We start from the raw sequence: 19,361 nt of genomic DNA on the forward strand, positions 1-19,361 counted from the left end.
TAGAAACCGCCCGTTCCAGCACCGGAGACCGATGAAGGACGTCCGCACCGACGGGCAGCCCAAGCGCGTGTTCATCCGCACCTATGGCTGCCAGATGAATGTCTACGATTCCGACCGCATGGCCGATGTCCTGCGGCCGCTGGGCTATGCGCCGGCCGAAGCGCCGGACCAGGCCGATCTGGTGGTGCTGAACACCTGCCACATTCGCGAGCATGCCTCCGAGAAGGTCTATTCCGAGCTCGGTCGCCTGCGCGACCTCAAGACCGAGCGCCGGGCCGAGGGGCGCGACTACACGATCGCCGTCGCGGGCTGCGTTGCCCAGGCCGAGGGCGAGGAGATCCTGCGTCGCCAGCCCGCGGTCGATATCGTGGTCGGACCGCAGGCCTATCACCGCTTCCCCGAATTGCTGGCGCAGGTCGCTCGCAAGTCGGCCGCCGCGGGCAGGGGCATGGGCAAGCATGCGCCGGGTGCTGGCGTGCTCGACACGGAATTTCCCCCGGAGAGCAAGTTCGACCATCTGCCCTCGCCGCAGGGCATTCGCGCGGGCTCGGCCTTCCTCTCCATCCAGGAAGGCTGCGACAAGTTCTGCACCTTCTGCGTCGTGCCCTATACGCGCGGCATGGAATATTCGCGGCCGGCCGCGGCGGTGCTCGCCGAAGCGCGTCAGCTCGTGGCCGCCGGTGCGCTCGAACTCACGGTGCTCGGCCAGAACGTCAACGCCTATCACGGCGAGGGCCCGGACGGATCGACCTGGTCGCTGGCCCGCCTGGTCCGCGCGATCGGCGAGATCCCGGGCCTGGCGCGGCTGCGTTACACGACCTCCCATCCGCGCGACATGGACGACGACCTGATCGCCGCGCACGGCGACGTGCCGCAGCTCATGCCGTACCTGCACCTGCCGGTGCAGTCGGGCTCGGATCGCATTCTCGACGCGATGAATCGCGGGCACGGTCGCGACCTCTACCTGCGCATCGTCGATCGCCTGCGCAACGCCCGCGCCGACCTCGCGTTGTCGTCGGACTTCATTGTTGGCTTTCCCGGTGAAAGCGATGCCGATTTCGACGACACGATGCGGCTGATCGAACAGGTGGGGTTCGCCTCGGCCTATGCCTTCCGCTACAGCCGCCGGCCGGGCACGCCCGGCGCGGCGCTGACCGACCAGGTGCCGGAGAACGTGAAGGTGGCGCGCCTTGCCGCGCTGCAGGCGCTGCTGGGACAGCAGGCGCGCGCGTTCAACGAATCGAAGGCCGGCACGACCGTGCCGGTGCTGTTCGCCGAAGCGGGTCGCAAGCCCGGCCAGATCATGGGCAAGACGCCGTGGCTGCAGTCGGTCTATGCCCAGGGCGATCCGCGCCTGTTCGGCCACATCGTCGACGTACGGCTGATCGAGGGCTACGCCAACAGCCTGCTGGGCGAGATCGTCATCGGCCCGTACGAGGCCGCCGCATGAGCGACCAGGTCACCGGCACCCGCGCCGCCGACGTGCGGCGCATGACGTTCGACAACAACGCGCTCGTGGCCGTCCTGTACGGCAACCACGACCGCAACCTCGTGCGCATCGAGCAGCTCACGAACGCGCAGTTGAGCGCGCGCGGCAACCAGCTCGCCATCACCGGCACGCCCGACGATGCCTCCGTGGCGCAGAAGGCGATCGCGAGCCTCTACGAGCGGCTGAAGCGCGGCCTGTCGATCGAAAGCGCCGACATCGACGCCGCAGTGCGCTTTGCCCGCAGCGGCCCCGAAGGCGGCGACGCCGAAAGCATCCGCACGCGCAAGCGCACCATCCAGGCGCGCACGCCGGGCCAGCGCGGCTATCTCGCGGCCTTGCGCGAGCGCGACATGGTGTTCGCGCTGGGACCGGCCGGCAGCGGCAAGACTTATCTCGCGGTCGCCATGGGCGTGTCGCTGCTGCTGGCCGGCAAGGTCGAGCGCATCGTGCTGTCGCGTCCCGCCGTCGAGGCGGGTGAGCGGCTGGGCTTCCTGCCCGGCGACATGAAAGAGAAGATCGATCCCTATCTGCGGCCGCTCTACGACGCGCTGCACGACATGATCCCGGCGGAGCAGATCGCGCATCGCATGGAATCGGGCGAGATCGAGATCGCGCCGCTCGCCTTCATGCGTGGCCGCACCTTGGCGCATTGCTACGTCATCCTCGACGAGGCGCAGAACACGACGCCGATGCAGATGCGCATGTTCCTGACGCGCCTCGGCGAAGGCTCGCGCATGGTCATCACCGGCGATCCCAGCCAGACCGACCTCCCGAACAACCAGAAGTCGGGCCTGAACGACGCGGTCGAGACGCTCGCGAACGTCGAGGGCGTGCGCTTCGTACGCCTCACTTCCCAGGACGTGGTGCGGCACGATCTCGTGACGCGCATCGTCGATGCCTATGACGCCCGCGACAAGAAAGCCAAAGGCTAAGCCGTCGCTTCGCTGCACGGTCGTCGTGCTGGACGAGGCGTGGCTCGAGAAGTTGCCCGAGGCGGAGAAGCTCGCGCGGCGCGCGGCGCGCGCGGCTTTCGAGGGCACACGCCGCAGCGGCCTACGCTCGCTCAACGTCGCGCTCGATAACGACAAGGGCGTGCGCGTGCTGAACGCGCGCGACCGCAAGAAGGACAAGCCGACCAACGTCCTGTCCTATCCCTCGGGCGAGCGCGATTTCCTGGGCGACATGGTGCTGGCGCGACAGACCGTGTGGCGCGAAGCGCGCGAGCAGAAGAAGTCGCCCGCCGATCATTTCACGCACCTGGTCGTGCACGGCACGCTGCATCTTCTCGGCTACGATCACGAGACGGGCGATGAAGACGCCGAGCGCATGGAAGCGCTGGAGCGTCGCGTGCTGGCCAAGCTCGGGATCGCCGATCCTTACGTCGAGCGATAGAGAGCTCTTCTCAACTCCATTCACCCGCACCACCTCATCCTGAGGAGGCCCGAAGGGCCGTCTCGAAGGATGGACAACGGACGTGGTGCGCATGCCCACCCTTCGAGGCGCGGCCTGCGGCCGCTCCTCGGGGTGAGGTCGTCGTTGAAGTCTGAAAAGACGCTACAGCATCTCCAGCGGCTGCTTCGCCTTCGGCGGTGGGAAGGCGCGGTCGAGTTCGGCCAGGACCTTCGGCGAGAGCTTGACCTGCAGCGCCGCAAAATTCTCCTTCACGCGCTCGCGGCTCGACGACTTCGGAATCGTGACGACGCCCGGCTGGGCGAACAACCAGGCCAGTGCCAGCTGCGCGGGCGTGCAGCCGACCTCGTCGGCCAGCTTCACGAGCGGCGCCTTGCGCAGCAACGCGCCCTGGTCGAGCGGCGAATAGGCCATCAACGGGATGGCGTGCTTGCGCATCCACGGCAGCAGGTCGAACTCAGGGCCACGGCGCGACAGGCAGTAGAGCACCTGGTTGGTGCCGTTCAGGCCCTTGTCGAGTTCGGCGGCGTCTTCCATGTCGTCGAGGTCGAAGTTGCTGACGCCGAAATCGCCGATCTTTCCGGATTGTTTCAGTTTATGGAAAGCCTCGAACGTCTCCTCGATCCGCGAGCCACCGCGCCAGTGCAGCAAGTAGAGATCGATGCGCTCCAGCCGCATCCGCTTCAGGCTGCGTTCGCAGGCCGCGATCGTGCCGGTGCGCGAGGCATTGTGTGGATAGACCTTGCTCACGATGAAGGGCCGCGTGCTGCGGCCTTGCAGCGCGTCGCCCACGATCTCCTCGGCGCCGCCCTCGCCGTACATCTCGGCGGTGTCGATCATCGGATAGCCGAGATCGAGGCCATATTTCAGGGCATCGAGCTCCTCGGCCCGGCGGCGCGCGTTCTCGCCCATCCGCCAAGTGCCGAGGCCGAGCACCGGCATTTCAGCGCCGGACGGAAGCTTGCAGGAACGCATCAGGAACTTCCATGATTGCAACGCGGGGCCGATAGCCTATCTTATCGGCCATGCCTGATTCCACAGCGCACAGTACCAAGCCGGGCGTCAGCCCGGCTTCGTCGACTGAGCCTCTATCGACCCCGGTCACATCGCCGGCCCCTGATGTCCCTTCGAGCGGCGGGCTGCTGCGCGCCATCCTGCGGCGTCTGCGCCGCAAGGAGAAGAACGAAGCGGTTCGCGAAGCCATCGAGGAACTGATCGAGGAGACGCCCGAGAGCGACACCCCGATCAGCGACGACCAGCGCGTCCTGCTCGCCAACATCCTGAAGCTGCGCGACAAGACGGTGGCCGACGTCATGGTGCCCCGCGTCGACATCGTGGGCATCGCCGCCGACACGCCGCTCGACGAGGTGGTACGGCTGATCCAGGCCGAGGCGCATTCGCGCTATCCGATCTATCGCGAGTCGCTCGACGACGTGATCGGCATGATCCACATCAAGGACGTGCTGGCCTACTGGGGCACGTCGAAGAAGTTCAATCTGCGCGACATCCTGCGTCGCGTGGTGTTCGTGGCGCCGACCCTGCCGGTGCTCGACATGCTGCTCGACATGCGCCGCTCGCGCACCCACATGGCGCTGGTCGTCGACGAGTTCGGCGGCACCGACGGGCTTCTCACCATCGAGGATCTCGTCGAGGAGATCGTGGGCGAGATCGAGGACGAGCACGACGTCGCGCAGACGCCGACCGTCGCACGCCGCGTCGACGGTACGATCGACGTCAACGGCCGCACGCCGATCGAGCTCCTCGAGGAGGAGATCGGCAAGGTCCTGTCGGAAGACGAGCGACGCGAAATCGACACGGTCGGCGGGTTAATCTTCTCCCTGCTCGGCCGCATCCCCGAACGCGGCGAGGTGGTCCGTCATCCATCGGGGGTGGAGTTCGAGATCCTCGATGTCGACCCGAGGCGCATCCGTCGTCTGCGTGTGCGGCCGCCGACCACGGCGCCGGCGGCCTGATCGCCGAATGACACGATGACCCTCAAAGGCTGGCGCGCCGCGGGCGTCGCCTTCGTGGCGGGCGCCCTCGCGGCTCTCGCCATGCCGCCGCTTCACTGGCTGCCGCTGGCCGTCCTGGGCGTCGTGATCTTCGTCTGGCTGTGGGACGCCGCGCCGGGACCGAAGAGCGCACTCCTGCGCGCCTGGGCGTGGGGGACGGGGCATTTCGCCGTCGGCTCCTACTGGATCGTGGAAGCCTTCTTCGTGCCGCCGGCCGACTACGGCCCACTCGGTCCGCCCATCGTCATCGGGCTTGCCGCACTCCTCGGCTTCTTTCCTGCAATGGCCGCCGGCGCGGCGAAATGGGCCGCGCTGCGCTGGCCTTCGCTGGGCGGCCGCTATTGCCGCCTGCTGTTGCTGGCCATCATGTGGACGATGGCGGAGTGGCTGCGCGGCCATCTCTTCACGGGCTATTCGTGGAATCCGCTGGGACATGTCTGGGCCTTCGCGACGCCGCTGCTGCAGGGCGCGGCCTTATTCGGCGTCTATGGGCTCGGCCTGTTCACCTTCATGATCCTGGCCGCGCCGGTGGCGGGATGGCGTGCATCGATCCTCGCACTGGTCGTCGCCGGTGGCGCAGGCTTTGCCGGACAGTCGCTGATGTCCAACCCGGCCGACACGGTCGGTGGGCCGGCGGTGCGCATCGTCCAGCCCAACACGCCGCAGGCGGAGAAATGGCGGCCGGAGAATCGGGCTCGTCAGCTCGCCACGCTCGTCGACATGAGCCGCCGTCCCGGCTTCGACAAGGTGGCGGCCGTGATCTGGCCTGAGACAGCGCCGCCCTTCATCGTCGAACCGGGCTCGCCCGCTCTCGAGGCGATGGCGAGGGCCGTGCCGCCCAACGGCTATCTTCTCACCGGCGCCGCGCGCGGCACCGGCAATCGCGACGAAGGCGTGTGGAACTCGCTGCTGGTCATCGACGGCGCCGGCGCCATCGTGGCGACCTACGACAAGGTCCACCTCGTTCCCCTGGGCGAGTACATCCCGTTTCACAAGCAGCTCGCGCCGGTCTCCGGCTTCATCGGGCGAGGCTCGTTCGAGGAAGGCCTGTCGCGTGTGACGCTCGACCTGCCGCGCCTGCCATCCTTCTCGCCGATCATCTGCTACGAGGTGATCTTCCCGGCCGCGGTCACGGGGCCGGGCGCGCGGCCGCTGTGGTTGCTGAACGTCACCAACGACGCCTGGTTCGGCCTGTCGAGCGGTCCGTACCAGCATCTCGCCAGCGCACGCCTGCGCTCTGTCGAGGAAGGGCTGCCGATGATTCGCGCCGCCAACACCGGCGTCTCGGCCGTGATCGATGCCTATGGCCGCGTGCTGGCGGCGCTCGACATGCAGCAGGACGGGATCATCGATCATCAAATTCCCGCAGCGCGAGAGCCCACACCCTATGGTCGTTGGGGCGATGGCGCGCTCCTGATGCTGCTGGTGCTGGCGGCGGGACTTCTTGCAGTCTCCGCTCGCTTCACAAGAGATGAAAAAACAGCAGTTTCAAGCTCTTAACGGCACGTTCCGGCTTGCATTCCTTTTTTAAGGGTCTTAAGTAATATGCAGCTTACGCGTGTAGATATGCGTTTTTGCATATCTAAACCTGACAGCAGTCGCTGCACGCCATTCGGCCATGATTACGCCGTATCGGTGTTTACCTCGTGTTTGGAAGTTCGGAAGGAGTAGGGCACCTGATGGCGAAGTCGCATCCCGTAGATGTTCACGTCGGAGCGCGGATGCGCCAGCGGCGCACCCTCTTGGGCATGAGCCAGGAGAAACTTGGGACGGCTGTCGGCCTCACCTTCCAGCAGATTCAGAAGTACGAGCGCGGCTCCAATCGCATCGGCTCCAGCCGCCTGTTCGAGTTCGCCAAGGTCCTCGACGTGCCGGTCTCCTATTTCTTCGATGAGATGCCTTCGAACGCCCTGGCCGGCCGCCCGATGTCGGGCCGCGGCAAAAAGGGCGGCTTCGGCGAGGCGGGTACGCCGTTCGAGCAGGAGAAGGATCCGCTGATCAAGCGCGAGACCCTCGAACTGGTCCGGGCCTACTACAAGATCCGCGAGAGCCGCGTGCGCAAGCGCATCTTCGAGATGGTCAAGGCCGTCGGTGCGGCCAGCCACGCCGAGGCGGCGACGGCGACCCGCAAGGGTCGCTAGCAGGAGGCGCTGGGCCGGGACGGATCGGCGCAGGTAATCCCCCGCGATCCTCTTGATTTTCACCGGCTTTTGGCGTTTTTAGCGAACCGCGGCTCCGATGGTCGGAGCCGCCGCGGACGGATTTGGACGACTTGCCACCGCGCAAATAAAGGCTAAGCCGGCCGTTGGCGGCATTACCGCCCTGCCCGGAGTCCAGAACTTTGGGAGGGTCTGTTGGCGCTCAAGGACTATATCTTTACCAGTGAATCGGTTTCCGAAGGTCACCCGGACAAGGTCGCGGACCAGATTTCGGATGCGATCCTCGACGCGTTCATCGCCAACGATGTGAAGCTCGGCCATGCCGACGACAGCCACGCGAACACGCGCCTCGGCTGCGAGACGCTGGTCACCACCAACAAGATCGTGATCGCCGGCGAAGGCCGCGCCTCCGAGCCGTACATGAAGAAGTACGGCAAGAGCACCGTCGTGAACCGCGAGGCGATCAGCCAGATCGCGCGCGATGTCGTGCGCGACATCGGCTACGACCAGGACGGCTTCTCGTTCCATGGCGCCGACGTCGAGGTGCTGCTCCACGGCCAGTCGCCCGACATCGCGATGGGCGTCGATGCCAAGAAGAAGGGCGGCAATCTCGGCGAGCAGGAAGGCGCGGGCGACCAGGGCCTGATGTTCGGCTTCGCCTGCCGCGACAGCGAAGAATACGAGAAGGGCTCGTTCATGCCCGCTCCGATCTTCTTCTCGCACAAGATCCTCGAAGTGCTGAGCAAGGCCCGCCGCTCAGGCGAGCTCGGTGACCTGCAGCCCGACGCCAAGAGCCAGGTGACGGTGCGCTATGTCGACGGCAAGGCCGTCGGCGCCACCAAGGTCGTCGTTTCGACCCAGCACCGCGAAGCCAACAAGAAGGGCAAGAAGTACAACTCGGGCATGATCCGCGAGATGATCACGGCTCACGTCGAGAAGTCGCTGCCCAAGGGCTGGATGCCCAAGAAGGCCGCCGACTTCTTCGTCAACCCGACCGGCAACTTCGTCGTCGGCGGTCCCGACGGCGATTGCGGCCTCACCGGCCGCAAGATCATCGTCGACACCTACGGCGGCTTTGCCCCGCACGGCGGCGGCGCCTTCTCCGGCAAGGACCCGACCAAGGTCGACCGCTCGGCCGCCTATGCCGCGCGCTACCTCGCCAAGAACGTCGTGGCCGCCGGCCTCGCCGACCGCTGCCTGATCCAGGTCGCCTACGCGATCGGCGTCGCCGATCCGATGTCGCTCTATGTGAACACCGAAGGCACCGGCAAGGTCGACGAGCGCAAGCTCGAGAAGGTCCTGTCGGATCTCTTCCCGCTGCGTCCGACCAACATCCGTCGCTCGCTGCAGCTCAACAAGCCGATCTACCAGCGCACCGCGGCCTACGGTCATTTCGGCCGCAAGCCCGAGAAGGACGGCGGCTTCTCGTGGGAGCGCACCGACCTCGTGGCCGAGCTGAAGCGCGCTTTCGGCGCCCGCTAGGTCTCCGGAGCTTCGAAAAGCAGGGCGCACACCGCAAGGTGTGCGCCCTTTGCTTTAGGGAATTCCCCTAAATAATTGAATCCAAGGGTGTTTCTGTTACCCTTGGCGAATGGCTCCTCTCGAGAACGGCGGCTTCCAGCAGCCCGACTGGGATGAGGCGGGCCGCCTCCATGTCGATGCCCTGATGAGGGCGCTGCTCTACATCGCCCAGCAGGTCGGACGGCCGGTCAGCGAGGCCGATGTGCGTTGCTTGGCGTCGGTGCCCGCGGCCGGTCTCGACGAAGCGACGTTCCTCACGGTGGCGACGCGGCTCGGCCTCGAGAGCGAGGCGGTCGATCTCGCCAGCCGGCCGTTCGACGAACTGCCGCTCCCCTTCGCCGTCACGGCCATGGATGGATCGGTCCATGTCGTGGTCTCGGGCCGCGCCAACAACTGGACCGTGCTCGACGTCGTCGAGGGGCGCGTCTGGCAGGCGACGGCGCAGGAGGCCCGCGCGCTGGGCTCGCGTGCCTTGGTCCTGCGCCCGCCGCTGGGACCGCGTCCGTCGGAACGATGGTATGCGCCGCTGTGGGCCCGCGTGCGGCCGGTCGTCCTCAAGCTCGCCGCCGCGTCGTTCCTCATCAACGTTCTCGGCCTGCTCACGCCGCTCTTCATGATGCTGGTGGTGAACATCGTGATCGCTCACCGGCCGCCCGAGGGACTCTGGTCGGTGATGGCGATGCTGTGCGCGGGCATGCTGGTCGCCTACGCCGCCGATTTTGGTTTGCGCGTCATGCGCGGCTGGTTGTCGGCGCGCACCGGCGCGCGTCTCGATGCGCTGATGAGCGCCGAGGTGCTGCATCATCTGATGGCCTTGCCCTATCGGCATTTCGAACGCACGCCGTCGGGCGTCATCGCCGAGCGGTTGCGCCAGCTCGACGTGCTGCGCGGCTTCTTCACCGGCCAGATGCCGGTGCTGGCGATCGACCTGCTGTTCGTCGTGCTCTTCCTCGCCGCCACCTTCTGGATCAGCGCCACTCTCGGCCTCGTCGTGGCCCTCGCGATTCCGGTGCTGGTGGGCGTGTCGCTTGCCAGCCATCGCACGCAGCGACGCCTTGCCGATGAAAACTTCCAGGCACTCGCGGCCAAGAGCTCGACGCTCAACGAGACGGTGGCCAACGCCGCCACCATCAAGGCGCTGGGCCTCGAAGCCGAAGTCGAGAAGCGCTGGCAGGCGCGGGTCGAGCAGTCGGCACGCACCAGCCTGCGCGCCAACAACCTCGCCAGCATCGCCGCCAGCGCCTCGGGCTCGCTGCAGCTCGTGGCCTCGCTCGTCATCGTGATGATCGGCGTGGCCGAGATCGCCGACCATCGCCTGACGATCGGCGCACTCATCGCCGCCAACATGCTGGCGGCGCGCGCGCTGCAGCCGATGCGCCAGCTTGCCGGCGCCTGGCACCAGCTTCAGGCGGTGAGCGCCGCCTTCAAGCGCATCGACGAACTGATGGGCGAGGCGACCGAAACGCCGCCGGGCGAGTTCGCGCCGATGCCGGCCCTGGTCGGCGAGATCGCGCTGGAGCATGTGACCTATCGCGCCAACGATCGCGGTCCGCCGATTCTGCGCGAAGCCGATCTCTCGATCGAGGCGGGAGAGATCATCGGCCTCGTCGGACCTTCCGGTTCGGGCAAGACCACCATCGCCAATCTGGTGCAGGGGCTGCTCAGCCCGACCGATGGCCGCGTGCTGGTCGACGGCACCGATATCGCCCACATCTCGCCGGCGCAGCTTCGGGCGCAGATCGGCGCCGTGCCGCAGGACCTGCAGCTCTTCACCGGCTCGGTGCGCGAGAACATCGCGATGGGCGTCGTCGACAAGGACCCCGGCCGCGTCGTGGCCGTCGCGCGCTTCGTCGGCGCGCACGATTTCATCCAGCGCCTGCCGCAGGGCTACAACACCGTCCTGGGCGAACGCGGGCAGGGGCTGTCGACGGGACAGCGCCAGCTCCTCTGCATTGCGCGCGCGCTGATCCGCAATCCGCGAATCCTGATCCTCGACGAGGCGACCAGCGCGCTCGATCCGGCCACCGAGGAACAGTTGCTGCGCCAGCTCAAGGCCAACACGCGCGGCCGCACCGTCATCATGATCACCCATCGTCTCGCGCCGCTGGCCATCGCCGATCGCGTCGCGCTGGTGATGGACGGCAGGATCGAACGGGTTGGTCCGCCGACCGAGGTGATGGCCTATGCCCGCATCCGCATGGCCGAGGCGAGCCGCGGTCAGACGCCGGGCGCGTCGTCGCTGCCGTCGCGTCCGATGCTCGGCTGAGCCTCAGGCGAAGTCGACGAACTCCGGATCTTCGAGACGCGACAGGCGCTCCGAGGCGAGACGCGCGCAATCGATCAGAAGCGCCTTGCGCCGCGCCGGGGCGACGGCGTGCCGTGCGGGAGGACGCAGGATCTCGCCGCCATAGGCGTCGGCGACGATCAGGCCGACATCCTCGCTGATCAGCGACTGCGGGAAATCGACCGGCACGGCGAAGTAGAGCTGGTCGCACCAGGCGCGATAGTCGGGCCACTTCTGGTCGACCCGCCAATCCTCGATCGACGATTTCACCTCGACGATGGTGAGCTCGCCGTTGCCGGCAATCGCCATGATGTCGGCGCGACGCCCGTCGGGCAGCGGTAGCTCGCGCAGCACCGAGCGGCCGGACTGGCGCATCAGGCGGCAGGCGCCGCGGCAGACGGCGAGGGTGATGTCAGGACGCGTCTGGCGCGGGACGCTCGGCGTGTCCATGCGCGGCCACCTTCAGCGCCGGACCGGCACGAGGCGCGGCGGACCCTCATCGAGTGGCAGCTCGGAGACCGGCTTGAAGGCCTGGGCCAGGGCCTCGCCCCGCTTGCGGTCGCGGTCGGACACCTTGTCACCCGCCTTCTCGCGGACGGCGCGCGCTTCGGGATGACCGCCGCGTTCGGCGAGATACAGCCACTTGAACGCCTCGACCGGATCGGTCGTCCCGGCGGTGCCGGTGAGCAGCATGACGCCCAGCGCCTGCTGCGCCTCGGGCAATCCCTGCTGCGCGGCGCGGCTGTACCAGAGCTGGGCCTGTGCCGGATCGCGCGGCATGCCGGAGCCGGCGAAGTAGGCATTGGCGAGCTTGAACTGGCCCGACGGCACGCCGGCATTGGCAGCGGCCTCGTACCAGCTCAGCGCCGACTTCAGGATCTTCTCGTTGGCCACCTTGTCGCGCGTGGCGGGCGTGCGGACCGCCATGTCGCCCAGCGCGAGCGCGGCTTCAGGCACGCCGTTCTGCTGGGCCTGCACCAGCCAGCGTTGCGCCGCGGCGGTGTCCTGCTTGACCCCCGAGCCGTCAGCCAGCGCCATGCCGTAGCGAAGGGCCGCGAACATGTGGCCCTTCTCGGCGGCCCGGCGGAAGAGATCGGCGGCGCGTGTCGGATCGGCCGATGCCGGCGGCGCGTTCTCCGCCATCGCCCGGCCCAGCGCGTAGGTCGCGTAGACGTCGCCGTCGGCGGCGGCCTGCTCCAGCCAGGCGCGGGCCTGGATCAGGTCGCGCGGCACGCCCTGGCCGCGAAGATAGATCAGGCCGAGATTGAGCTGGGCGCGGCGATGACCCTGCGCGGCCGCCTTCTCGAACAGCTCGACGGCCCGCGCCGGATTGCTCGGCACACCGGCATCGCCACTGACGAGAACAAGGGCAAGCCGGTGCTGGCCTTCGGCGGAGCCGGCATCGGCGGCGCGCTGGATCAGCCTCAGGCCTTCGGCCTTGGCGCCGCGCTCAAGCAGGATCGCGCCCAGCCAGGCCTCGGCATCGGCGTTCGAAGGAAGGGAGCGAAGGGTCCGCTCGGCGGTCGCGGTGTCACCCTGGCGATAGGCGGCGACGGCGGGACGCAAGGGTGCCGCCACGTCCGACGCATCGGAGGGCTGCTGGGCCTGCGCGACGGCACTCGCGGCAACGAGTGCCGCGGCGAGTGCCGATCGCGCCGCGATCATTTCGTCTTGAACGTGTAGGCGAGCGCGGCGGCCTTGGCCTTCTCGACTTCGTCGGCCGGCAGTTCGCGGCCCGCCTGCTCAAGCGCCAGGTTGGCATTGGGCACGTTCCAGCGCTCGGCGATGGCGCACCACTTGTAGGCTTCGAAGAGGCTCTTCGGCACGCCCTTGCCTTCGGCATAGGCGCCGGCCAGCGGGATCATCGCCGGGAGGTAGCCGCGCTCGGACGCGTCGAGCAGCAGCGGCGTCGCCTTGGCGATGTCGAACGCCTTCGATTCAGCGTTTCCGTAGATGTAGAGGCCGAGCAGGAACTGGGCGCGCGGATCGCGTTCCTTGGCGAGCAGCTGCAGCTCCTTCTCCGCCGTCGCGGTGTCTCCCGCCTGCAGGGCCTTGACCGCTTCTTCCATGCCAGCGGCGGCCGGCTGGACCGCTGAGGCGAGCAGGAGGGCGGCCCCGGCGAGGGGCAGGAGAGCGCGGACGGAACGAACGAAGTGCACGGAGACGACTCCCGGGAAGCACGGCCGGTATTGGCGGAACGGCGGATCGTCTAGCATGGAATTGAGGCCGAAACACGAAACCCGGCGGGGCCTCGGAGAAGGGCCTCGGGAACGGGCCGGCCGGGACGGATAGGGGGAAGGAACCATGCTCGAACAACTTGCGGGCCTCGTGAACGACGACGCGGTGCTCGTGCGGCGCGGCCGGCATCTGACGGGCGCCTTCCTGGTCGAGGCCCGCCCGCGGTCCTGGCTGGTCCATGTGCTGCGCGGGCGGATCGAGCGGGTCGAGGAGGGGCCTTTCGTCATGCCGTCCTGGCGCTTCGCGCTGCGTGCCGACGAGGCGAGCTGGCAGCGCTTCTGGCAGAAGCGGCCGGCGCCGGGGGATCACGACCTGCTGGCCCTCGTCCGTCGCGGGCTGCTGAAGTTCGAGGGCGACCTGCAGCCGCTGATGGCGAACCTGCTCTACATAAAGGGCGTGCTCGAGGCGCCGCGCGCCCTGGCCGGAACGACGGGAGCGGCCCGATGACCGCCGTTCTCGAGCCGATCGTCGGCCGCTACCTGTCGCTCGATTTCGAGGGAAAGCACTATCGCGTCTACTTCGAGGAGGCAGGCGAGGGGATCCCGTTGATCTGCCTGCACACGGCCGGGGCCGATGGCCGGCAGTATCGCGGCGTGCTGAACGATGCCGAGGTCACGAAGCGTTTTCGCGTCATCGCCTTCGACATGCCCTGGCACGGCAAATCCTCGCCGCCGGCCGGCTTCGAGCGCGAGGAATACCGGCTGACGCGGGATTTCTACACCGCGTTCGTCGTGGCATTCGCCGAAGCCTTGTCGCTGCAGCGGCCGGTCGTGATGGGCTGTTCGATCGGCGGCCGGGTGGTGCTCAATCTCGCCGCGACCCACGCCGATCGTTTCCGCGCGTTGATCGGCCTGCAGGCCTCGGCCCATGTCGCGCCCTACTACGACACCGACTGGCTGCATCACGCGGAGGTCCATGGCGGCGAGGTCTGCGCCGGCATCGTCTCGGGCCTGGTCGGCCCCGATGCGCCGAGCGCGGATCGCTGGGAGACGCTCTGGCATTACATGCAGGGCGGTCCGGGCGTCTTCAAAGGCGATCTGCATTTCTACAAGGTCGACGGCGACCTTCGCCAACGCATCGCCGCGATCGATGCCAGGCGGTGTCCGCTGTTCCTGCTGACCGGCGAGTATGATTATTCCTGCTCGCCGGCCGAGACCGAGGAAGTCGCCGCGATGGTGACGGGCAGCCGGTGCACGATCATGCCGGGACTCGGCCATTTCCCGATGAGCGAGGACCCCGATCGCTTTCTCCAGCATTTGCGTCCGGTCCTGGCCGAGATCGCGGGGAGTCAGAGTTAATTGCACTACGTTTTCGGCGGGTTGGCGCGGAAAGCAGTCTCATCCTATTGAAAACACATGTGAATCTGCGATTTTCTCGGCATTGTGCGTGTTGCCTGCACTCCCTTTTTTGACTATCTGGAACGCCGAATATGCAGGAATTATTGGGCTTTCGCCGGCCCCTTCGGAAGCAGATATGCAATTTTGCAAGTAACCGGTGAGGAGGCGCTTTGTTACAGTGCCCCCATAAGAGACAGATCGTTGCTTCAAATCATACTGAAAGGCCTTTCCTGAGATCAGGCAGCGCTTCCCACCAGCGCTCCACCCACAGAAATCTACACAGCCCGCCGGCGGCCTCCCAAGCCGCTCATCGAAGCCCCTTCCCACACACCCCAAGGCTTCGATAACCCCACACACCCAGGCGGGCTCATAAGGAAGGCCGGTCGTCCCCAAGCGACCGGCCTTTCGTATTTTTGGCGTTCGCGTGTGTCGCCTCTTGCAAGCCCAATCCCTGAAAACGCCAGTATCGACAGATTCGATAATTCAATAATTGCAGGGAAAGCGCAACGTCAGATCACCCAAAAATGTCTATCTCGGCCACAATAAATGCAGTGAAATAAGGATTTGTGAACATCTAGATATGCATTTTTGCAAGTTACGAGAAAACGTCCGAGTGGTAGAGTTCGATCATTAGAGCAAATCTTAGTCTAATTGGTTTCCAATGAAGATTGTCGGATTCCCCGTTGATGTGTCGCGCTCCCAGGACAGCCGCATCGTTCGAGGCCAGCAAATTCGGAAGTCCCTGATCCAGACGACCCTGGATCTCATCCAGGCAGGCGATGCCGAGCCGAGTTCCGGCTCCATCGCGATGATCTCGGGAATTCCGGGCCGGGTTCTCTTCCAGCACTTCACCAACCTCTCCGATCTCTACGCCGCCGCTTTCGACCTCGCGGTCAGCCGGGCGTTCGATCCCGATCGGCAGGTCGATCTCGGCGCGCCGTTGGCCAAGCGCATCTCCGTGCTGGTGGCCGACCGGGCGCAGCTTTTCGAGCAGTGGCTGCCGGTCTGGCACTTTGCCGAGCGGGTGCGCGGCGTGGTGCCGGCCGTCGGCTCGAGCGTCGCCCATTTACGCCAGCTTCTGCGCCAGCGCATCGCCGCCTGGTTCGCCACCGAGCTCGCGCCACTCGATTCGCGGGCTCGCGACCTCGTCCTAGATTCCCTCGATGTCGCCTTTGGCCTGGAGCGCTGGATGAACATGCGCGACCGGCTGCGCCTCTCTCCGATGAACGCGTCGCGGACCTGGCGTTTCGAGGCCGAGTCGATCGTCCAGCGGGCGTTGACGACGGGTCCGGGACACCCCGCCGCGACCGCCTGATCGGCCGCGGACTTCCTCGAGAGACAAACAACCAGGACAAACAAAAAGGGCGACGGAAATCCGTCGCCCTTTCTGTTTGGCAGGAGGGGAAGGGCCTAGTTGGCCTTCGCCTGGAACTTCTGATGGCAGGCGCCGCAGGTCTTGCCGGTGTCGGCGAACGCGGCAGCCAGCGCCTCGGCGTTGCCGGAACCGGCCGCCGTCGCGAGCTTGTCGTAGGCCATGTCCGAAGCCTTGCTGGCGGCTTCGAAGCCCGCCCAGTCGGTCCAGATGGCGGGAAGGGCGCGGGTCTCGCCCTTGTCGGAGCCGGCCGGGAACATCTTCACGAAGGCGGCCTCGAGGGTCTTGAGCTTGGCGGCCTGCTCGACGGCGCCGGCGGTCGGACCCTTCGCATCGACGATCGCCTTGATGGCGCGCATCGCGGCGGCGGTCTGCTTGCGGTTCTCCTTGCGCTGGGCAATCACGTCGCCCTGGGCCATCGCGATCGTCGCACCGCCCACCATGGCGCCGGCGGCCAGCGCGCCGATCAACGCCACAACCAAAGTCTTCCTCATAGGACCATCCCCTTTGAATTACGGACGGCGGGCAATTTATGCCTCGCCGACGGTCTATTTGTTGCAGAGGTTGGCGCGGAAAGCGAACGGGCACGTGGGCCACGATCAATCACGACTGCGTGTAGTGATCTGCGTCTCAGGCCTTGCCCACCGACCCGATGTCTCGACTATGCTTGGCGCTTGCAGGGGGAGATGACGACCGATGGCCGGAAAGAACGACAAGATCCTCGTCTGGGACATTCCCGTCCGGCTGTTCCACTGGCTGCTCGTGATCCTGATGGCGACGTCGTATTTCAGCGGCCGTGCGGGCGGCGACTGGATGCAGCTCCATTTCTGGTCGGGCTACACGATCCTGACCCTGCTCTTCTTCCGCATCGCCTGGGGCTTCCTCGGCAGCACCACTGCGCGCTTCGCCAATTTCATCAAGGGGCCGGGCGCGGCCCTCACCCATGTCGCGCACCTCTTCCGGAAGGAGGGGCCGCGCGACATCGGGCACAATCCGATGGGCGGCGCGATGGTTCTCGTGCTGATCTTCGCGGTCCTGGCCCAGGCCGTGACCGGGTTGTTCGCCGCCGATACCGACACTGGCATGGTGAACGGACCGCTGGCGCTCAAGGTCGCCGACAAGTGGGTCGAGCGCGCCACGGCCTTCCATGCCTACTGGATCAACGTGCTCCTGATCCTGGTGGCGCTCCATGTGTTCGCCGTGGCGCTCTATCTCGTCTGGAAGCGGCACAATCTGGTCGGCGCGATGATCACCGGCCGCAAGCGGCTCGATCAGGCGGTCGAGCCGGGAGCCCCCGCACCGCGGCTCTCCTTCGCGTCGAGCCGCCTTGCGATGTCGCTGCTGCTCGCCTGTGCCGCTTTGGTCTACTTCATCGTCCGCGCGGGCGGCTAACCTGCGCGCGCGGCCTTGCTGGCCTGAAACCACCCCTCTAGGGTGGCTGAAACCACAGTGAAATTTGGATTTTGCACCATGAAATTTACCGGTACCGACTCCTACGTTGCCAGCGACGACCTGCGCGTTGCCGTTAACGCGTCGATCTCCCTGCAGCGTCCCCTGCTCATCAAGGGCGAGCCGGGCACCGGCAAGACCGTGCTGGCGCATGAAGTGGCCAAGGCGCTGAACGCGCCGATCATCGAATGGCACATCAAGTCGACCACCAAGGCGCAGCAGGGCCTCTACGAGTACGACGCCGTCTCGCGCCTGCGTGACAGCCAGCTCGGCGACGAGCGCGTGAAGGACATCGGCAACTACATCAAGCGCGGCAAGATGTGGGAGGCGTTCACCGCCGAGACGCGCCCGATCCTGCTGATCGACGAAATCGACAAGGCCGACATCGAGTTCCCGAACGACCTGCTGCTCGAGCTCGATCGCATGCAGTTCTACGTCTACGAGACGCAGCAGACGATCAAGGCCGAGCAGCGCCCGATCGTGATGATCACCTCGAACAACGAGAAGGAACTGCCGGACGCCTTCCTGCGCCGCTGCTTCTTCCACTACATCCGCTTCCCCGATCGCGAGACGATGACGCAGATCGTCGACGTCCACTTCCCCGACCTGCAGCGCAACCTGCTGCGCGAGGCGCTGAACGTGTTCTACGACATCCGCGAAGTGCCGGGCCTCAAGAAGAAGCCGTCGACCTCCGAGCTGCTCGACTGGCTGAAGCTTCTGATGGTCGAGGACATGTCGCCGGAGTCGCTGCGCTCGAAGGACAGCAAGCAGCTGATCCCGCCGCTGCACGGCGCACTGCTGAAGAACGAGCAGGACGTTCACCTGTTCGAGCGTCTGGCCTTCATGGCGCGGCGGGAGCAGCGCCAGTAGTTAACGCTGAGAGGAGAACGCGATGTTCATCAACTTCTTCCTCGAGCTGCGCAACGCCAAGCTGCCGGTCTCCATCAAGGAATATCTCTCCCTGATGGATGCGATGGACAAGGGAGTCGCCGACTACAGCGTCGACGACTTCTACTATCTGTCGCGCGCCGCGCTGGTGAAGGACGAGCGCAACCTCGACAAGTTCGACCGTGTGTTCGGCACCGTCTTCAAGGGCCTCGAAGCGCTGCCCGCCGAGGGCGTCGCCGCCGAGATCCCCGAGGAATGGCTGCGCAAGCTCGCCGAGAAGCTTCTCACCGAAGAGGAGAAGAAGCAGATCGAATCGATGGGCGGCTGGGAGAAGCTCATGGAGACGCTGAAGAAGCGTCTCGAGGAGCAGCAGAAGCGGCACCAGGGCGGCAGCAAGTGGATCGGCACCGCCGGCACTTCCCCGTTCGGCGCCTACGGCTTCAATCCCGAGGGCGTGCGCATCGGCCAGGACAAGGGCCGCGAGGGTCGCGCCGTCAAGGTGTGGGACAAGCGCGAGTACAAGAACCTCGACGACACCGTCGAGATCGGCACGCGCAACATCAAGATCGCGCTGCGCCGCCTGCGCAAGTTCGCGCGCGAGGGCGCCGAGGTCGAGCTCGACATGCCCGACACGATCCGCTCGACCGCGCGCAACGCCGGTTACCTCGACATCAAGATGGTGCCGGAGCGTCGCAACAAGGTGAAGCTGCTGCTGCTGTTCGACATCGGCGGCTCGATGGACGCGCATATCCGCGTCTGCGAGGAGCTGTTCTCGGCGGCCCGCTCGGAATTCAAGCACCTCGAATTCTTCTACTTCCACAACTGCCTCTACGAGAAGTTGTGGAAGGACAATCGCCGCCGCCACGTCGACACCTTCTCGACGCAGCAGATGCTCCACACCTATCCGCCGGACTACAAGGTCCTGTTCGTCGGCGACGCCTCGATGAGCCCCTACGAGATCGCCTATCCGGGCGGCTCGGTGGAGCACTGGAACGAGGAGTCGGGGCAGACCTGGATCCAGCGCGTGTCCGACACCTACCGCAGCATGGTCTGGCTGAATCCGGTGCCCGAGCGGCACTGGAGCTACACGCCGTCGATCCAGCTGCTGCAGCAGCTCAGCGGCAACCGCATGTTCCCGCTGACCCTGGGCGGCCTCGACAGCGCGATGAAGGAACTCAACAAGTAACAGGCAGTGTCATCCT

19 protein-coding genes are annotated in these 19,361 nt (G+C 66.3%); 14 read left to right on the plus strand and 5 right to left on the minus strand.

Going from position 1 to position 19,361, the window contains the following annotated elements; genetic code table 11:
- The first annotated feature begins 31 nt into the window (after positions 1-31).
- The 3 genes from miaB to ybeY are packed head-to-tail and all read left to right on the plus strand — an operon-like array spanning position 32 to position 2,881.
- A complete protein-coding gene (gene miaB / locus AC1RP5_RS05085; RefSeq protein WP_493109504.1) occupies positions 32-1,450 on the plus strand; it encodes a tRNA (N6-isopentenyl adenosine(37)-C2)-methylthiotransferase MiaB in 1,419 nt (472 codons plus the stop codon).
- Positions 1,447-2,421: a PhoH family protein gene (locus AC1RP5_RS05090; protein WP_493109505.1), complete on the plus strand. Its 975-nt coding sequence runs from the start codon at positions 1,447-1,449 to the stop codon at positions 2,419-2,421. The genes miaB and AC1RP5_RS05090 overlap by 4 nt, the downstream gene beginning before the upstream one ends.
- Before the next feature lie 25 nt (positions 2,422-2,446).
- Positions 2,447-2,881 carry an rRNA maturation RNase YbeY gene (gene ybeY / locus AC1RP5_RS05095; protein ID WP_493109506.1) on the plus strand — a complete coding sequence of 145 codons (435 nt, stop codon included), beginning with the start codon at positions 2,447-2,449 and terminating at the stop codon, positions 2,879-2,881.
- Between the two features lie 162 nt (positions 2,882-3,043).
- Here the strand turns inward: ybeY and AC1RP5_RS05100 are convergent, their stop codons facing one another.
- Positions 3,044-3,874 (minus strand): aldo/keto reductase, encoded by an 831-nt coding sequence (locus AC1RP5_RS05100; protein WP_493109507.1) that lies wholly within the window; start codon positions 3,872-3,874, stop codon positions 3,044-3,046.
- Positions 3,875-3,924: 50 nt separating this feature from the next.
- Between AC1RP5_RS05100 and AC1RP5_RS05105 the strand changes: the two genes are divergently transcribed.
- From AC1RP5_RS05105 to AC1RP5_RS05125, 5 genes are all read left to right on the plus strand, one after another.
- Entirely contained in the window at positions 3,925-4,872 is a 948-nt protein-coding gene (locus AC1RP5_RS05105; protein ID WP_493109508.1) for a hemolysin family protein, read from the plus strand.
- Between the two features lie 15 nt (positions 4,873-4,887).
- Positions 4,888-6,411, plus strand: a complete 1,524-nt coding sequence (gene lnt / locus AC1RP5_RS05110) for an apolipoprotein N-acyltransferase (protein ID WP_493109509.1) — start codon at positions 4,888-4,890, stop codon at positions 6,409-6,411.
- A 221-nt stretch (positions 6,412-6,632) separates the two neighbouring features.
- Complete coding sequence (locus AC1RP5_RS05115; protein WP_493109510.1) at positions 6,633-7,052, plus strand: helix-turn-helix domain-containing protein; 420 nt, start codon at positions 6,633-6,635, stop codon at positions 7,050-7,052.
- A 213-nt stretch (positions 7,053-7,265) separates the two neighbouring features.
- Entirely contained in the window at positions 7,266-8,552 is a 1,287-nt protein-coding gene (metK, locus tag AC1RP5_RS05120) for a methionine adenosyltransferase (protein WP_493109511.1), read from the plus strand.
- Positions 8,553-8,661: 109 nt separating this feature from the next.
- Entirely contained in the window at positions 8,662-10,857 is a 2,196-nt protein-coding gene (locus AC1RP5_RS05125; protein ID WP_493109512.1) for a peptidase domain-containing ABC transporter, read from the plus strand.
- 3 nt (positions 10,858-10,860) lie between these two features.
- On the opposite strand, the gene AC1RP5_RS05130 is transcribed toward AC1RP5_RS05125, so the two are convergent.
- The 3 genes from AC1RP5_RS05130 to AC1RP5_RS05140 are packed head-to-tail and all read right to left on the minus strand — an operon-like array spanning position 10,861 to position 13,034.
- The gene (locus tag AC1RP5_RS05130; RefSeq protein WP_493109513.1) at positions 10,861-11,325 is read right to left on the minus strand and encodes an MmcB family DNA repair protein; all 465 of its coding nucleotides are present in this window, start codon (positions 11,323-11,325) and stop codon (positions 10,861-10,863) included.
- 12 nt (positions 11,326-11,337) lie between these two features.
- Complete coding sequence (locus tag AC1RP5_RS05135; protein WP_493109514.1) at positions 11,338-12,540, minus strand: tetratricopeptide repeat protein; 1,203 nt, start codon at positions 12,538-12,540, stop codon at positions 11,338-11,340.
- Entirely contained in the window at positions 12,537-13,034 is a 498-nt protein-coding gene (locus tag AC1RP5_RS05140) for an SEL1-like repeat protein (RefSeq protein WP_493109515.1), read from the minus strand. Before AC1RP5_RS05140 ends, AC1RP5_RS05135 begins: the two co-directional genes overlap by 4 nt.
- A 145-nt stretch (positions 13,035-13,179) precedes the next feature.
- Between AC1RP5_RS05140 and AC1RP5_RS05145 the strand changes: the two genes are divergently transcribed.
- From AC1RP5_RS05145 to AC1RP5_RS05155, 3 genes are all read left to right on the plus strand, one after another.
- Positions 13,180-13,560: a hypothetical protein gene (locus AC1RP5_RS05145; protein WP_493109516.1), complete on the plus strand. Its 381-nt coding sequence runs from the start codon at positions 13,180-13,182 to the stop codon at positions 13,558-13,560.
- Positions 13,557-14,411 carry an alpha/beta fold hydrolase gene (locus tag AC1RP5_RS05150; protein ID WP_493109517.1) on the plus strand — a complete coding sequence of 285 codons (855 nt, stop codon included), beginning with the start codon at positions 13,557-13,559 and terminating at the stop codon, positions 14,409-14,411. Before AC1RP5_RS05145 ends, AC1RP5_RS05150 begins: the two co-directional genes overlap by 4 nt.
- A gap of 727 nt (positions 14,412-15,138) precedes the next feature.
- A complete protein-coding gene (locus AC1RP5_RS05155) occupies positions 15,139-15,765 on the plus strand; it encodes a hypothetical protein (protein WP_493109518.1) in 627 nt (208 codons plus the stop codon).
- A 95-nt stretch (positions 15,766-15,860) separates the two neighbouring features.
- On the opposite strand, the gene AC1RP5_RS05160 is transcribed toward AC1RP5_RS05155, so the two are convergent.
- A complete protein-coding gene (locus AC1RP5_RS05160) occupies positions 15,861-16,316 on the minus strand; it encodes a c-type cytochrome (RefSeq protein ID WP_493109519.1) in 456 nt (151 codons plus the stop codon).
- Between the two features lie 202 nt (positions 16,317-16,518).
- On the opposite strand from AC1RP5_RS05160, the gene AC1RP5_RS05165 reads away from it, so the two are divergent.
- The 3 genes from AC1RP5_RS05165 (at position 16,519) to AC1RP5_RS05175 (ending at position 19,345) form a co-directional block, all read left to right on the plus strand.
- Complete coding sequence (locus tag AC1RP5_RS05165) at positions 16,519-17,214, plus strand: cytochrome b/b6 domain-containing protein (RefSeq protein WP_493109520.1); 696 nt, start codon at positions 16,519-16,521, stop codon at positions 17,212-17,214.
- Positions 17,215-17,292: 78 nt separating this feature from the next.
- Complete coding sequence (locus AC1RP5_RS05170; RefSeq protein ID WP_068199125.1) at positions 17,293-18,141, plus strand: AAA family ATPase; 849 nt, start codon at positions 17,293-17,295, stop codon at positions 18,139-18,141.
- Between the two features lie 22 nt (positions 18,142-18,163).
- A complete protein-coding gene (locus AC1RP5_RS05175; RefSeq protein WP_493109521.1) occupies positions 18,164-19,345 on the plus strand; it encodes a vWA domain-containing protein in 1,182 nt (393 codons plus the stop codon).
- Positions 19,346-19,361 lie beyond the last annotated feature (16 nt).

The sequence above is a fragment of the Reyranella sp. GW821-FHT12G01 genome, assembly GCF_058806575.1.